This is a genomic window from Paenibacillus sp. SYP-B3998 (assembly GCF_010820665.1).
GTDB lineage: Bacteria > Bacillota > Bacilli > Paenibacillales > NBRC-103111 > Paenibacillus_E.
The window spans coordinates 875,994-891,854 of record NZ_JAAIKC010000001.1 but is presented as its reverse complement, the minus strand read 5'-3'; the positions used below and the strand labels follow the sequence as shown (position 1 = coordinate 891,854).

Sequence of the window (15,861 nt, the reverse complement as noted above, 5' to 3'; positions counted from 1 at the left end):
CTCTCACTTTTCCTCTAAAACTAGTTTTTCAAGATACGCTCGTTGAAGGAATCCCACGTAAAGTTTTTACCAGTCAATTTGTTAAAAGCTTCGATAGGTAAGTACAGCTTGCCATTATCGATATTACCAACTAGCGTGCTTACCGCACCGTTTTCAGTAATTGCGCCTGTTTCAACAAGAACGGAAAGCTTGTTGCTGTCTTTGGAAAGTGTTACGGACTTCGTAGCTTCGTCCCAAGCTACTTTAATATCTAGCGATTCTGCAAGTGATTTAGCTGTAAACAGTGTTTTGTTATCGCGAGTTACCTTGAACAATGGGTACAAGTATTTGTTTTGTAATTCTTTCGTAGCTTCCGCTAGATCCGCTCCAATTACTTTCGCGCCACTTTTCGCGATATCCGTGTTATCAACATCACCTTTGACCAAGTTAGCTATTGGACCGTAAGCCCATACGCCAACGTCAACGCCAGTATGACCGTGACCCGTCCAACCAACAGCCAAACGTTTGGAAACTACTGCATTGTAGCCGCCACCGCGTCCATAAGATGAACCGTCGCCTTTGAGGATCAAAGCAATTTCATCATCAGTTAAATCTGTAAAGCCAATGTTATCAGCGACAATTTTACGCACATCGTCAGCTGTTTCTGCTTTTTTCAAAATGCTGTCCAAATATTCGTAGGAGTGTTTCTCTTTGTTAAACAAATCCACGTTCAATTCGTACACATTGTTGATACCAAGGGACAAACCGCCAGTTTCATGGTCAGCCGTTACGACAACAGATGTATTACCATCTTTCTTCGCGAAATCCACTAATGTTTTGAATGTGGCGTCCAATTCAAGTGTTTCTTGAATGTTCGCAGGAAGATCGTTCGCATGACCCGCGTGGTCGATACGACCTTGCTCTACCATCAACACGAATCCATTTTTATTTTGGGACAAAATGTCCAAGGCTTTTTGCGCCAGCTGCGGCAAGTTTGGTGTTTTATCATCACGATCAAGCACATATGGGATTTCCGCTCCAGCAAAAAGACCAAGCGCTTTGTCAGCTGTTGCAGGAATTGCATCTAATCCATTTTTATCATAAGCAGTTTTGTAGCCTTTTGCTTCAAAATCAGGAATGATATTCTTGTCCGTACGTTTACCTTTTTCATCCTTCGTCGTGAAGTTGACTTTGCCGCCTCCGAAGAATACGTTAACGCCGCTGTTCAAATATTGGGAAGCAATCGCATTTTGGTTACTGCGTTGACGTACGTGCGAAGCCCACACCGCTGGAGTTGCTCCTGTGATGTTGTCTGTCGTTACAAGGCCTGTTGCTTTACCCTGCTTGATAGCCGCCTCGATAACCGAACCGTAAGGCTTAGCCACATCGCCATTGGACACGCTGATTGCATTGTTATACGTTTTGTTGCCTGTCGAGAATGCCGTTGCAGCCGCAGCAGAGTCTGTTACTGCGCCAGATTCGCTTGAGTAAGGGCCTGCTTGGGAATAAGTTGTTGCTTTACCCACGTAGTAACCACCGTCAAGCTCCAAGCGGTCTTTATTTAAAATCTTTTTGGAATAGTAACGAGCCGCAGTAATTTCTGCTGGTCCCATCCCATCGCCGATTAGAACAATCAAGTTTTTGGAAGGCGCTGCTGTTGTCTCAGGTGCTGTTGGTTTTGTCGTCGTCGTTGTGTCTGCAGCTAAAGCCGCACCACATACGCTCAAGGAAAGCAAGGAAACCGTCAAACTGGAACCAATAATTTGTTTCAACCCTTTTTTCATATGTATTCCCTCCAAAAATAGTATTTCACCTTATCTATCTTACGATTCATAGATTCGCAGAGCGTTAATCTCACGTATACGCAATGTAAAATATTCAATAGATTGTTAGGCGATTGTAAACAAAACAAAAAAAACACTCCACATCAGCAGTTCAACAGATAATTACATCTGTGAACTCCTCCTAGTGGAGTGTTCCATTTCTTGCTATAGGAATTAATCACCTAAAAAAGCTCTTTTCATACGCTCAAAAATCGATTGATTCTGTTCATGTGTATGCTCGCCGCTCTCTTTGCCGAACTGACGAAGCAGTTCCTTCTGGTCTTCGGTAAGACTCGTTGGCGTAACAACAATAACTTTCACATGTTGGTCGCCCTGTCCGAATCCGCGCAAATGAGGAACACCTTTACCTTTTAAACGGAAATACGTATCCGTTTGTGTACCTGCCGGAATTTTGAGCTTAACCTTCTCTGTCAATGTAGGGATTTCAATCTCATCACCTAATGCCGCTTGCATAAACGTTAACGGCACTTCGCAATAAACGTCATTGCCTTCACGTTCGAAGAATTCATGTGATTTCACACGAATGACAACGTAGAGATCGCCAGCCGGGCCCCCACGGGTTCCGCCTTCGCCTTCGCCTGTAACACGAAGTTGTGCGCCATCATCTACCCCTGCAGGTATTTTGATGTGAATCGTACGCTGTTTCTTCACCTTGCCCGCACCATGACAAGTACCGCATTTGTCTTTCACAATACGACCTTGCCCGTTACAGGAGGAACACACACGTCGGTTAACGATGCGGCCGAAAGCCGTGTTTTGAACGACTTCTTGCTGCCCGCTGCCATGACAAACGCCGCAAGTTTCCGGCTTTGTTCCAGGCTTAGCGCCTGAACCCGAACATGTGTCGCAGTTCTCTGTACGTGGAATATGGATATCCGTTTCTTTACCGAATATCGCTTCCTTGAACTCAATCGTCATCGTATACTGCAAATCGTTGCCGCGCTGCGGAGCATTCGGATTACGTCGGTTTCCACCGCCGCCACCGCCAAAGAACATGTCAAAAATATCCCCAAAACCGCCACCGAAGTCTTGACCGCCCATGCCTTGATTAGGATCCACATGGCCATATTGATCATACTGCGCTTTTTTCTGATCATCACTTAGTACGTCATACGCTTCTTTCGCTTCTTTGAACTTGTCTTCGGCATCCGCCGCTTTATTCACGTCTGGATGATACTGACGCGCCATTCTACGGTAGGCTTTCTTGATATCATCCTGCGAGGAGTCTTTACCAACCCCAAGCACCTCATAAAAATCACGTTTACTCATTGTTCCACTCCCATGTTCAAGACTACAAACGGAAAGTCAAAGCCACGGAGAAACTCCAATTAGCTTTGACTTCACCCGTCTACCATACGTGTTTAAAAAGGTGAACTTTTTAAACTTCCTTACAATAGGATATGTTTACTTTTTCTGTTCGTCAACTACTTCGTAGTCAGCGTCAACAACATTTTCTCTGCCTTTGGTGCCTTCACCAGCCGCAGCGCCACCTTCAGGACCTGCGCCTTGTGCTTGAGCAGCTTGCTCATAAAGCTTCACGGAAAGCTGTTGAATGATCTCTGTCAGTTCTTCAGTAGCCTTTTTAATTTCTTCCAATTCGTTTCCAGCTAGTGCAGTTGTTACTTTTTCTTTCGCTGCATTCGCTTTGTCGATTTCGCCTTGGTCTACTTTATCGCCAAGATCTTTGATCGTTTTGTCAACGGAGTAAACCAACTGATCTGCTTCGTTGCGAGCTTCAACAAGCTCTTTACGAATGCGATCTTCTTCAGCGTGAGCTTCAGCATCTCTCATCATTTGCTCAACTTCAGCGTCGCTTAGGCCGCTGGAAGAAGTAATCGTGATTTTTTGGCTTTTGCCTGTGCCCTTATCGAGCGCAGAAACGTTAACGATACCGTTAGCATCGATATCGAAGCTAACTTCGATTTGCGGGATACCGCGTGGAGCTGGAGGAATATCACCAAGCATAAAGCGACCTAATGTTTTGTTTCCATTTGCCATGGAACGCTCACCTTGCAGAACGTGGATTTCTACGCTTGTTTGGTTATCAGCATAAGTGGAGTACACTTGCGCCTTCGTCGTAGGAATCGTTGTGTTGCGGTCGATCATTTTAGTGAATACGCCGCCTGCTGTTTCAATACCCAAGGAAAGTGGTGTAACGTCAAGAAGAACAACGTCTTTCACTTCGCCAGTCAATACGCCTGCTTGAACCGCCGCGCCTAGAGCAACAACTTCATCAGGGTTAACGCCTTTATGTGGATCTTTACCTGTTAATTTTTTAATTGCTTCTACAACTGCAGGGATACGCGTGGAACCACCGACAAGAACAACTTTATCGATTTGGCTTGTGGACAAACCGGAATCGCTAAGCGCTTGACGAGTTGGTCCTAATGTTCTTTCAACAAGAGCAGCTGAAATTTCTTCGAACTTAGCGCGAGTCAGGTTCAACTCTAAATGCTGAGGAACGCCGTCAGCAACAGTGATGAATGGCAGGGATACCGTTGTTGTCAAAACACCAGAAAGCTCTTTTTTCGCTTTTTCAGCAGCATCTTTCAAACGTTGTACCGCTGCTTTATCTTTGCTCAGGTCAATGCCTTGCTCTTTTTTGAATTCAGCCACGAGATAGTCGATAACAACTTGGTCAAAATCGTCACCGCCAAGACGGTTGTCCCCACTTGTTGCTTTTACTTCAAAGAAACCATCGCCTAGCTCAAGAATGGATACGTCGAAGGTACCACCACCAAGGTCATAAACGAGGATCGTTTGATCTTCTGTTTTTTCTAGACCGTAAGCCAGGGCTGCTGCCGTTGGCTCATTGACGATACGTAAAACTTCAAGACCCGCAATTTTACCGGCATCTTTTGTTGCTTGGCGTTGACTGTCATTGAAATAAGCTGGTACCGTGATAACAGCTTGTGTTACCGATTGACCTAGGTAGGCTTCTGCATCGGATTTGAGCTTTTGAAGAATAATCGCAGAAATTTCTTGAGGCGTGTAATCCTTGCCATCAATGTTTTCTTTGTGGTTTGTACCGATGTAACGTTTGATGGAGCTAATCGTTTTATCAGGATTGGTAATCGCTTGACGCTTCGCTGTTTCACCAACAACGCGTTCACCGTCTTTTTTAAATCCAACAACCGATGGGGTTGTACGGTTACCCTCCGGGTTAGGGATAACGACTGCTTCTCCGCCTTCCATAACGGCTACGCAAGAGTTTGTTGTGCCTAAATCAATACCAATTACTTTACTCATGAAAGCTGCCTCCTTTGGCTCTTGTGGAACATATTTTTTATTTGAATGTTGGAATAATAAGATCCATTACACCTTAAACGCTAACTTTAACCATCGCTGGTCGGATTACTTTATCTTTCAAAATGTAACCTTTTTGTAATTCTTCTACAACAATACCTTCTTCATGCTCATCGGATTCTACCTGCATAACCGCTTGGTGGAATTCAGGATTGAACGGCTGGCCTATCGATTCGATTGGTTTAAGCCCTTCTTGTCCAAGTAATTGATCCAATTGACGGAATGTCATATCTAAGCCTTTGACCAAGCCATCGAAATCCTTCGTTTCTTTACTCGAAGTGAGCGCACGATCGAAGTTATCAACTACAGGTAAAAGCTGCTCAATCAATTTAAGAGAAGCATATTTTGCGAAATCTTCCTTCTCCGCTCTAGCGCGGCGGCGGAAGTTGTCGAAGTCCGCTTGAACGCGCAATAAACGCTGATAGTTTTCTTCGGATTGCACACGCAGTTGATCCAACTCGCTAATTTCCACAGCTTCCTCGGATACACCGGCTTGCGATTGTTGCTGAGCCACTTCTTCTTGATGTTCAGCTGTTTGCTCGGTTTCGGCTGCATATGTAGCATTCACATCTTGCTCTTCTGTTTTGTTATTTCCAGTACTCAATTGTCCTTCACCTCCTTAACAAATTTGCATGTTCATTAGCATGCAGGTTCATAAACTCTCTAGCCGTCAGTGTACCCATTTTCACGCTTCTTCAAAAGGGTTCTTCATTTTGATCACGGTATGAATGCGAAGCACAGCGGCTGCCACTTCTCCAGCTGCCTGCAGGGCATGAATTTTCACGTCAGCCGGGTCAATAACGCCATCCTCAATGAAATCGGTCACTTGACCCGTATCGCAATCGATGCCAAGACTATCATTATCCGCAGCAATCTGTGCCGCCTTTAGCTCTTCGACTTTCTCTAACGGGTTATATCCCGCATTGACGACAATTTGTGACAGCGGCTTGCGCAGTGCTCCAGCGACAGCGGCAACACCGAAGCCTTCCATCCCCTTCATCGTCTCGCGATGCCGCTCAAGATCATGAGCGACCGCCATCTCAACGGCGCCACCGCCAGGCAGGTACCCGCCGCGAACAGCGGCTTGAACCGCTGAAGCGGCATCCTTCGCAATACGCGAGCGCTCGTGCGCGGCTTCGCGTGTTGCAGCGCCTACGATAACGGTCACGTGCTGCTCGCCGCGACCTCGGCATACACGCACGAGTTCAAGCCGCTCATCGTAACTGGCGTAACCGGCGTAACCAAGGGCAGCCCCGAGCTCAGACGCGCTCTTGCGCAGCGCGGTGCGCCGCACTGGCCTAGCGCCAGTGTGCTCGCTCAGCAGTTGCAAGTCCCTACGGGACAACCGCTGCAGCACGAGGATGCCATGGTCGGAGCAAAATTGCTCCGCCTCAGGATCAACTCCGCGGTCTGAGGCAATTAGACCGACGCCCAATTCCAGCAGTAAAGTTAGGCTGCCACGGAACTGTTCCCGAAGCTGCATGTAGCGTTGGAAGCCAGCCTCGGTAACCAGCGACTCCTCGCTGACCGCCTCAGGCTCCAAGGCATCGTGCAGCACGAGAATGCTAGCATTGCGCTGCTCATGCTCGAGATGCAAGTTCATTGGCTTCTGATGTAGCAGAATACCGGGCCAGACTTCGCTGCTCGCCTCTTCGTGAGCAATCACGCTATCGGCGAAGCGATACGCATCTTCGCGCATCTTAGCTTCGCCTACTGCCTCAGCAGCAGCGACAATCAGCTTCGCAATATCAACTTGCTCGCGCCCCGCTGTAATGGCGATCCGCTTCAGTGCATCGTCACCCAAATTCGTTATGACGCGGCTCCGAACGCGAAGGCTACTAACCGCTAGCTCTATGCCTTGCAGCATCCCGCTAACAACTTTAGCGACAGGCACGCCGCGAGTTACTTGTGCGACGCCTTCTTGTACAAGCGCACCAGCTAGCACGGTTGCGGTTGTTGTGCCATCGCCGATTTGGCGCTGTTGGCTTTTGGCGACTTGAATGAGCAGCCTGGCCGCAGGATGATTCACGTCCATTTTTTCCAAAATGGTCACACCATCATTCGTAATAATAACTTCGCCCTGCGAACCAACCAGCATGGTATCCAGCCCTTTAGGTCCTAGTGTGCCTTCTACTGCTGAGCAAATCGCTCTTACCGCGGCCGCGTTGTTCACGAGCGTTGAGAAACGCCCTTCCCCTTCGCTATGCACAGTATTCACTCCGCTCATTTGCCGTACCAACGCCCGAGCACAACTTCAAGATGTTTGGATAAATGCTCTAGTAAACTAATAACCCTGCCATATTCCATTCGAGTAGGACCTAGAATACCTATCGTCCCGAGCGGTTTATCACCGATCGAATAAGAAGCAGTAATCAGGCTGCAGTTGTTAATCGCTTCAAGGCTATTTTCAGCACCAATTTTGATCTCGATGCCTTCATTTGACGGCGTAAACAGTTTAATGAGCGTGGGCGCTTCTTCCAGTAAGTCAAAGATGCTCTTGACTTTCTCTACATCCTTAAACTCAGGCTGGATCAGCATATTGGTCATGCCACTGAGAAACACGCGGTCTTTCTCGTCGCTCTGAAGCACACTTTCCACAACCGAAACGAGCTCTTGGTACCCATTGACGTATTTGCTTAGCTCGCTTGATATCTCATTATATAACTTTGATTTAAACTGAATTAAAGGTACGTTTTGAAGCCGCGCATTCAAAATATTAACGACTTTCTCAATCTCGGACATCGGAATGCCTTCGGGAATGGAAACCGTTTTGTTTTCCACATGCCCTGTATTCATCACGATGATAGCAACTGCCGTCGTTTCAGTTATCGGAATAATCTGCAGATGCTTAAGTGTCGTACTGAACACCTCCGGCCCGAGAACGATAGACGTATAATTAGTGAGACTTGATAGCATGCCAGCAACATGCTGGATCACATCTTCCATCTCTTGAATCCGTTGGGCAAAAACGACCTTCATTGCATCCACCTCATGTGTCTGCAAAGAGCCGTGCTGCAGCAGATGATCTACATAATAGCGGTAACCTTTGTGGGAGGGAATACGCCCTGCGGACGTATGTGGTTGTTCGAGAAAGCCCATCTCTTCGAGATCGGACATTTCGTTACGGATAGTAGCCGGACTAAATCCGACATCACCTCGCTTTGAAATACTTCTCGAACCGATCGGCTCTGCTGAACGAACATAATCATCAATAATTGCACTAAGAATCATACGCTGGCGTTCCGACAACATAGTATCCCTCCTAATCGATCTGCTTTAGTAAATCTGCTGTGCGAAGCAATAAGGCTAACTTTCTTTGTAAAAAACCTACATGATAGGTTTATATTTTGTGTTGTTTCGATGTTCGTTAGCACTCTTATTTAGCGAGTGCTAAATCCTAATACAAAAATAACAGACCCTAAGGTCTGTTGTCAAGTCAATCCAATCGTTTAAGTACAGCGATTTCATCGCAGCAATACTGCTTTTTACAATGCATGCAATCCTTCCATACCTTCTCTGGAAAAATCTCTTTAGGCACTAAGGTAAAGCCGTTTTTCTGAAAAAAGGCAACCTCGTAAGTGAGTGCCATAACTTTGATAATGCCTTGGCTCCGCGCTTCTTCCACAAGAAAGTTGACGAGCTTGCCGCCGATACCTTGTCCTTTGTAACCAGGCGTCATTCCTAATGAGCGAATTTCTACGAGATCCGGTCCCAAACGTGTCAGAGAGCCGCAGCCAATGAGCAAGTTATCATATTCCGCTACTACAAAGGTATCGATGTGCTCTTGCAGCATCTCTTTGGTGCGCGGCAGCATAATCCCCTGCTTAGCATAGCCTTGTATAATTTCATAAAGCTTCTCAATGTCCTCTATGGAAGCTTTTCTAACGGTCACTGTTGAATTCACCATCATCCCACCAATCGCGAAAATGCATAAAACCCACGCCAGCTCTGCAGCGGCTTTGCCGCATTTTCGCTCGTGGATTCATGTATAAATATACAACAAACCGTATATTTGCACAAGGCTTTTTTGCAGCGACTTACGACAGGAAGGAAGCAAAAACTTCATTACCCAAGAGAATCCCATGCTTGGATAGTTTGTACCCATCCGGCGTGCGTTCTAGCAATTGTTTATGAAGCCATTGTTCTAGTGTAGCAGCAAATTGCGTTTCGATCTCCATACCAAACTGTTCGATGAAATCCGCGTTTCTGACGCCCTCAAGCAAGCGTAAACCAACCATCATGAAATCTTCCATTGCTTCCTGCCGCGGCACTTCAAATTGCTCAAGAATCGGCAGTCCGAGCTTGGATGCGTCCATGTAGGGCTGAATGCCTTTGATGTTAACATGACGTTGACCGTTCATGTAGCCATGTGCACCTGCCCCGAGACCATAGTATGATCGATTACGCCAATACATGGTGTTATGTCTGCTTTCATAGCCCGGCTTAGCAAAATTACTAATTTCGTATTGCTTATAGCCTGCAGCTTCCAAGCGCTTCATAATCAGTTCATACATATCCACTTCTTCGTCCTCGCTCGGGAGCGGAAGTTGATTCTTGTTGAATAAGGTATGAAATAGCGTATTTTCTTCCACCTTGAGACTGTAGATCGAATAATGCTGGAGATCAAGTCCTAAAGCTGTATCCAATGTAGCCTGCATGATGTCCACGGTTTGCTTCGGCAGTCCAAACATCAAATCGATCGAAAGGTTATCAAATCCAAGCTTCTTCGCATTTTCAATGCTGCGGAAGACGTCATCTGTGTTATGAATGCGCCCAATGGCTGCCAATAAATCGTTATTGAACGACTGAACTCCGAAGCTGATCCGGTTGACCCCGCCTTCTTTCATAACCGCTAGCTTGTCTTCGTCGGTTGTCCCAGGGTTCGCCTCCATCGAGAATTCAACTTTCGTAGGATCTGCCGGAAAATAAGTTCGAACCATCCGGAGGAATCGCTCCATTTGATCTGGCAACAGCACAGTTGGCGTTCCGCCCCCAACAAAAATCGTTTCTACGTTAATAGGAGGATTATTTCTTACCGTCAATTCCATTTCACGCTCAAGCGCATCCAAATATTCCATAACGGGCTGGCCTTTAAGCACGTAAGAGTTGAAATCGCAATAATGACATTTATTCGTACAAAAAGGGATATGAATATACACAGCTGTTGGAGCCGCATAGGTTACTAACATAAGGGTCTTTCCTCTCTGTTTAAGAAAAAGCCAAGGGGCAGAGTACTCTGCCACCCTGGCTTTTCACGTGTTAATCTACTCGTCGATTTTGAGAACTGCCATAAACGCTTCTTGTGGCACTTCAACGCTACCCACTTGCTTCATACGTTTCTTACCTTCTTTTTGCTTATCCAGCAGCTTACGTTTCCGGGAAATGTCACCGCCATAGCACTTAGCGAGAACGTTCTTACGCATCGCTTTAACGGTCTCGCGAGCAACGATCTTTTGCCCGATCGCCGCTTGGATCGGCACTTCAAACATTTGGCGCGGAATGAGTTCCTTCAGTTTGTCACAAATAATTTTGCCGCGGTGATACGCGGTATCGCGATGAACGATGAATGAAAGTGCATCGACCTGCTCCGCATTTAGCAAAATGTCCATTTTAACGAGATTGGACTTTTTGTAACCTGATATTTCGTAATCAAACGAAGCATATCCCTTCGTTCTGGATTTCAACATATCGAAGAAATCATACACGATTTCGGATAAAGGGATTTCGTAACTTAAGGTCACGCGATTCGTATCCAAATACTCCATGTTCAAATATTCGCCGCGTTTTCCTTGGCACAGTTCCATAATCGTTCCTACATAATCATTCGGAACAATCACGGATGCCTTAACATACGGTTCTTCCACGTAGTCGATCCGCTGTGGATCCGGGTAGTTCGACGGATTATCGATATCGATGACATCACCGTTCGTTAAGGTAATGCGATAAATAACGCTTGGCGCGGTGGTAATCAACGGAATATTAAACTCACGTTCAATCCGTTCTTGTACGATTTCCATGTGCAGCAATCCCAAAAATCCGCAGCGGAAACCGAAGCCTAATGCTGTTGATGTTTCCGGTTCAAAGCGCAGAGAAGCATCATTGAGCTCCAGCTTCTGCAAAGCTTCACGCAGATCATTGTAGTCTGTTGTTTCAATCGGATACAGCCCACAGAATACCATTGGATTGATACGACGATAGCCTGGAAGTGCTTCAGGCGCTTGGTTCTCTGTATCGGTGACTGTGTCCCCAACTCGTGTATCCCCAACGTTCTTGATGCCGGCTATAACAAAACCTACATCTCCAACTTCAAGTGAAGGCACTGACGACATTCTTGGCTTGAATGCTCCTACTTCAATCACTTCAAATGTCTTCCCTGTTGCCATCATCTTGATTTTGGAACCTGCTTTGATCGAGCCGTCAACGACACGCACATACACGATAACACCTTTATAGCTATCGTAATGAGAATCGAAGATCAACGCTTTCAACGGATTGTCCGGATTACCTTGCGGGGCCGGCACTTTTTTGCAAACCTGCTCCAAAATCTCTTTAATTCCAATGCCTGCCTTGGCGGAAGCTAGAACAGCCTCACTGGCATCTAGGCCAATAACGTCCTCAACCTCTTGCTTCACTCTCTCAGGATCCGCGCTTGGCAAATCAATTTTATTAATGACCGGTAAAATTTCCAAATTGTTTTCCAGTGCAAGATACACGTTCGCAAGTGTCTGTGCTTCAATGCCTTGTGCCGCATCCACGACGAGCAGCGCGCCTTCACACGCGGCAAGACTTCGGGATACCTCATACGTAAAATCTACGTGCCCAGGTGTATCAATCAGATTGAGGATGTATTCCACACCATCCTCAGCCTTGTAGGCTAATCTAACAGCCTGCAGCTTAATTGTAATCCCACGCTCACGCTCCAAGTCCATCTGATCGAGCACTTGCTCTTGCATCTCACGAGAAGACAATGCTCCTGTATATTCCAAGATGCGATCGGCAAGCGTTGACTTGCCATGATCGATATGAGCGATAATTGAAAAATTACGAATTCTCTGTTGTCTAGCTCGAATGTCCGTCATGCTAAAGACTAACCCCCACTACATGCAAATAATTTTCATTATAGCAGTTGTAGGAACTCGCAGCAATGCACCCTCGTTATCCTTTGCCCAGCACCGCATCAAATAGCGAGACAAATAGCTTGATTCCATGGTGTGCGGCGATTTGCAGCAGATCGCCTAATTTATTTCCAACATGGTTTAAAGCGTTATCGTGATCAGCTACGGGTTCATCTTTGGTTTCTTTTTCGTTCTTGGAGGGGGCCTTAGCCTCCTTCGCTTTGACCTCCGCTTTCGCGGGAGCAGGAGTGGTCTCTGCAGCAAGCGCCGTCACCTTCACCTTCGCAATTGCCTCTTGTGCATCTTTGGAGGATGGAGTGAGTGGCCCCTGGATGCGCTCCACGCCAGTGTTTGCAAGACTCACCCCAAACAAGATGCAGAACAGCAGCAGCAGACCGAATAAACTCACTTTGAAATAAAAATGTCTCATCCTCATTTTCTCCTCCTTACAGACTCAAGATTACGTTTTCTTAGGGGCAGGAAGTGGTGCGTCCACTTTCTTCGCGTTCAAAATGACTTCCGAAATGGCTTCCGCCAGCCAATCCGTCGTTCGATAACATTCTTCCAGCGTATTATAAGGACCTCCGACTTCAATCAAAATGTTATTAGGCGAAATATTTTGATTGTACAAACCATTGCCTTCATTCGCTTCTTTGGCATGAATACCCTTGGATATGCCTGGATGCTTGGCTTCCAGTACCCGATGAATTTTGTCGGCGAATTCTTCATTCTTTTTCCAGCTCGGATTTTTCCCCCCGATAATAAAATACACTTGCGCGTAATCCTTACCCTCGATCGTAGCCGTCGTTTTGCCGCGAGCCGCTGAATCTCGATGAATATCAAAATAATATTGAAGATCGGAATGCGAGGTCATAGCCTCCTGAAGCGTCTTCAAGGAGTATTTGTATGAATACGGGTATTCAAAATTTTTCACGGTGGACGGATAAACCGTCTCGGAATGAACAGCGCCTATGCCGTCCTTCTCTAAGTTTTGTGCTAATCTTTTCCCGACTGAAATGATGTTGACTTTATCACTGTAGGCCTTATCAGGATCCGTTATTCCTTTTAGCTCAGGTAAAAAAGATTCGTTACTGTGCGTTTGATACACGAAGGCAATGTTGCTCCCCGCTGTTTTGGGCGGCTGTCCGGAAGAAGAAGTCGGTGTTGCAGGCACCGTTATGGGCGTAGGCTCAGTCGCTAGTGTTGACTGTGGTAGTTTGGCTTCCCCTTGCAAGTCATCCGAGTTCGGATTGTAGTCGATCGGATCACTTGGGTTCGTTGCGCTCCCCTTCACAAGCACCGTTGATTTATCCACATTCATGCCAGGCACTTCACTTGCAATTAAACTCTTTGGATCTCGCGGGTTAATATCTGTCATGAAACGGAATGCAAAATTGAAGACATTGTGCTGCGAAAATGTAAATTTCTTCTGGTCTGTATGTAGATGGGGCACTTCCATGCCTAGCATATCAATAAAAAATTGATTGGTGACGGACGCGGCGAGACCTTTCATGGAAGAAACGGGAGACGTCGTCATCACGCGAGCTTGTAAGTAGCTTCCAACGCCGAGAAGAACGAATAAGGCAAGCGTAGCTGCGCTGAGGATGAAAAATATTTTCCCGACGGTCCCAGCGCTCTGGAACGTTTTGCGAACTTGACTGAGATTCAGTGTGGCTGAAGTCCATTTCATAGTGTAATTCCTCCTAAGCGTTCTCCGTAGGAAAACCTACTTCATAATGCATTTGCCGTTTTAGCAAATCTCTCATCGTGAAAGCGTTGCTAATCTAGTACTTAATTTAATCTATGAAACGAGCCCCTTCAGTAGAACCAAAAAACAGTAGATTTTTTTGCTAGAAATGAAAGAGAAAGAACCCCTCACGGGGTTCGGAATTATTTATATAGGGGAGAACACAAAAAGACGCCGCATATCCGCTAGGATATCGACGTCTACATCAATTTTTCTTAAGAAAGGCTATACAACAGATTCGAAATCAAACGAGCCCTTTGCCACAATCGTTACCCCGCTCGTCTTATTGAGAACAGTCGGGCCATTAAATAATTTCCCCAATGTGGTGCTTGCCGGCTGATCGCCTTTTTTACGTGATTTATTACGAACTTTCTTCGTGTGTTTCAACATAATTCATCCTTCCTTTCACAATGGATTTGAGTGAAGACATCAGCTTAGCGTTTCTTGCTGACAGTTCCATCATTACTTGATGATGATTTCTTGAAGGAATATCTGTTTTCGTTTTGAAATGGATAGAGGAGACTATCGTTGGGTGCAGCTTAACACAGTAGATGTATTCAAACTCGCCGTCTTCCTTGTCTCTCGCTCGACCTAAATATATGTTCGTATCCTTACCCCTATAACACTCTGCCATGTAACTGGTAGGATCACTAATTTTAAAATGATGATTGCTGCCAACTTGACCGGCACGGGCAAACTGTTTCAAGGTAACCCCATCTTCCAAGAGTTCAAACAAGGTAGCTGCGGTAACTTCTTGAAGCTCAATAATACCACAATTGGAATCAAATGTCTTATGGAATTTATCCAATACGCGATCATAATCTACGCTCGAAACGCTTAGGGAATCCAAAGAATCAAACAGAAAACTGCGAAGAGCCTCGCTCTTTTTAATATCTGATTTCTTAAAACGCTCCCTATGCGCAGTGATTCCTATTTTCAAAGGATACAGGTGGGGACCCGCGATTTGATCGATGTCCCTCGTTTCATCACTGTCATCAATGAGCAGTGGATGATATCCCTCCAGATAGTCAGGGAGTATGCAACTTTGGGACATCAAAATAAACGTTCTGGCATGTCCTAATTCACCTATACATAGTCCAATTAGAACTAGTAGATTATGATAGATGGACGGTTGTTCAACATCAGCACGAGTCACAATAAGGAGCCCAAAATCAGCCTCTTCCATGTGTTTCTTTAATCTATTCAGTTTGTGAGTTGACGCAGCCAACACACCTTGATGAATGACTGTAACCTCTGAAACATTCGATAACTGCGCTTGAAAAAACTCAGCCCAGATTGCGCTTTTCTGTGAGCACCCGATAAACAGTTTCGGTTTCATTTCACTCTCAACCCGATTTCTTGAAACATTTGCTTCATCGTAAAAGTAACTGGACCTAACCCAGCCAACAAGCCAGCGCTATGCTGCGGATTATACTTCAGTGGTGTTAATCCGATTAAATCGGTAGCCAAATGAAAGGTCTCCCCTTGGGGAACTAGAAAGTAGGTTCTATCTAAACCAATTTGACCGATGAATAAGCCTAATTCAAGAATAACGTTATCCCTCACTGTGCTTACCACCGTCTCTCGAAATAACGTCAAATCATTAGGTTGAAATACAAAGATAGCAAAGTCAGTCGTTGAAGCCTTCTTAATGAGAGGAGCTAGCGTCGGTTGAGAAGGGGGGAACAGCAATTGGCTCCACACCGTCACATCGAACGCATACTGTAAATTAGTTTGCAAAGCCTCAGCCACCTCTACACTTTCAGCTGAGGACCCAATGAATAATTTGGCTTTTTCAGTATGACTCACAGGATCACTTCCTAGCTTCTATAGGTAATCATTGTCAACTTACTTCGACATGAGCTTCTCG

At 45.8% G+C, this 15,861-nt stretch carries 14 protein-coding genes; all 14 read right to left on the bottom strand.

Annotated features, from left to right (window positions below; all coding sequences use genetic code 11):
- Positions 1–20 precede the first annotated feature (20 nt).
- Entirely contained in the window at positions 21–1,763 is a 1,743-nt protein-coding gene (locus GK047_RS03950) for an alkaline phosphatase (RefSeq protein ID WP_163941439.1), read from the bottom strand.
- A 213-nt stretch (positions 1,764–1,976) separates the two neighbouring features.
- The gene (dnaJ, locus tag GK047_RS03945; protein ID WP_163941436.1) at positions 1,977–3,092 is read right to left on the bottom strand and encodes a molecular chaperone DnaJ; all 1,116 of its coding nucleotides are present in this window, start codon (positions 3,090–3,092) and stop codon (positions 1,977–1,979) included.
- A gap of 135 nt (positions 3,093–3,227) precedes the next feature.
- Positions 3,228–5,072 (bottom strand): molecular chaperone DnaK, encoded by a 1,845-nt coding sequence (dnaK, locus tag GK047_RS03940; protein WP_163941433.1) that lies wholly within the window; start codon positions 5,070–5,072, stop codon positions 3,228–3,230.
- Between the two features lie 73 nt (positions 5,073–5,145).
- Complete coding sequence (grpE, locus tag GK047_RS03935) at positions 5,146–5,733, bottom strand: nucleotide exchange factor GrpE (protein WP_205516253.1); 588 nt, start codon at positions 5,731–5,733, stop codon at positions 5,146–5,148.
- A gap of 81 nt (positions 5,734–5,814) precedes the next feature.
- Positions 5,815–7,356: a TCP-1/cpn60 chaperonin family protein gene (locus GK047_RS03930; protein WP_163941431.1), complete on the bottom strand. Its 1,542-nt coding sequence runs from the start codon at positions 7,354–7,356 to the stop codon at positions 5,815–5,817.
- On the bottom strand, positions 7,353–8,381 hold the full coding sequence (gene hrcA, locus GK047_RS03925) for a heat-inducible transcriptional repressor HrcA (protein WP_163941429.1): 1,029 nt from the start codon (positions 8,379–8,381) through the stop codon (positions 7,353–7,355). The genes GK047_RS03930 and hrcA overlap by 4 nt, the downstream gene beginning before the upstream one ends.
- Positions 8,382–8,565: 184 nt before the next feature.
- Positions 8,566–9,036, bottom strand: a complete 471-nt coding sequence (locus GK047_RS03920; RefSeq protein WP_205516431.1) for an N-acetyltransferase — start codon at positions 9,034–9,036, stop codon at positions 8,566–8,568.
- Between the two features lie 130 nt (positions 9,037–9,166).
- Positions 9,167–10,318, bottom strand: a complete 1,152-nt coding sequence (gene hemW / locus GK047_RS03915) for a radical SAM family heme chaperone HemW (protein ID WP_163941425.1) — start codon at positions 10,316–10,318, stop codon at positions 9,167–9,169.
- Between the two features lie 75 nt (positions 10,319–10,393).
- Positions 10,394–12,208 carry a translation elongation factor 4 gene (gene lepA / locus GK047_RS03910; RefSeq protein WP_163941422.1) on the bottom strand — a complete coding sequence of 605 codons (1,815 nt, stop codon included), beginning with the start codon at positions 12,206–12,208 and terminating at the stop codon, positions 10,394–10,396.
- A gap of 76 nt (positions 12,209–12,284) precedes the next feature.
- Positions 12,285–12,674: a DUF3679 domain-containing protein gene (locus tag GK047_RS03905; RefSeq protein WP_163941420.1), complete on the bottom strand. Its 390-nt coding sequence runs from the start codon at positions 12,672–12,674 to the stop codon at positions 12,285–12,287.
- Between the two features lie 30 nt (positions 12,675–12,704).
- Entirely contained in the window at positions 12,705–13,934 is a 1,230-nt protein-coding gene (gene spoIIP, locus GK047_RS03900; protein WP_163941418.1) for a stage II sporulation protein P, read from the bottom strand.
- Between the two features lie 282 nt (positions 13,935–14,216).
- Positions 14,217–14,381: a hypothetical protein gene (locus GK047_RS03895; protein WP_163941417.1), complete on the bottom strand. Its 165-nt coding sequence runs from the start codon at positions 14,379–14,381 to the stop codon at positions 14,217–14,219.
- On the bottom strand, positions 14,353–15,330 hold the full coding sequence (locus GK047_RS03890; RefSeq protein ID WP_163941414.1) for a TIR domain-containing protein: 978 nt from the start codon (positions 15,328–15,330) through the stop codon (positions 14,353–14,355). Before GK047_RS03890 ends, GK047_RS03895 begins: the two co-directional genes overlap by 29 nt.
- Positions 15,327–15,800, bottom strand: coding sequence for a TIR domain-containing protein (locus GK047_RS03885; protein WP_163941412.1), 474 nt, complete (start codon positions 15,798–15,800; stop codon positions 15,327–15,329). The genes GK047_RS03890 and GK047_RS03885 overlap by 4 nt, the downstream gene beginning before the upstream one ends.
- Positions 15,801–15,861 lie beyond the last annotated feature (61 nt).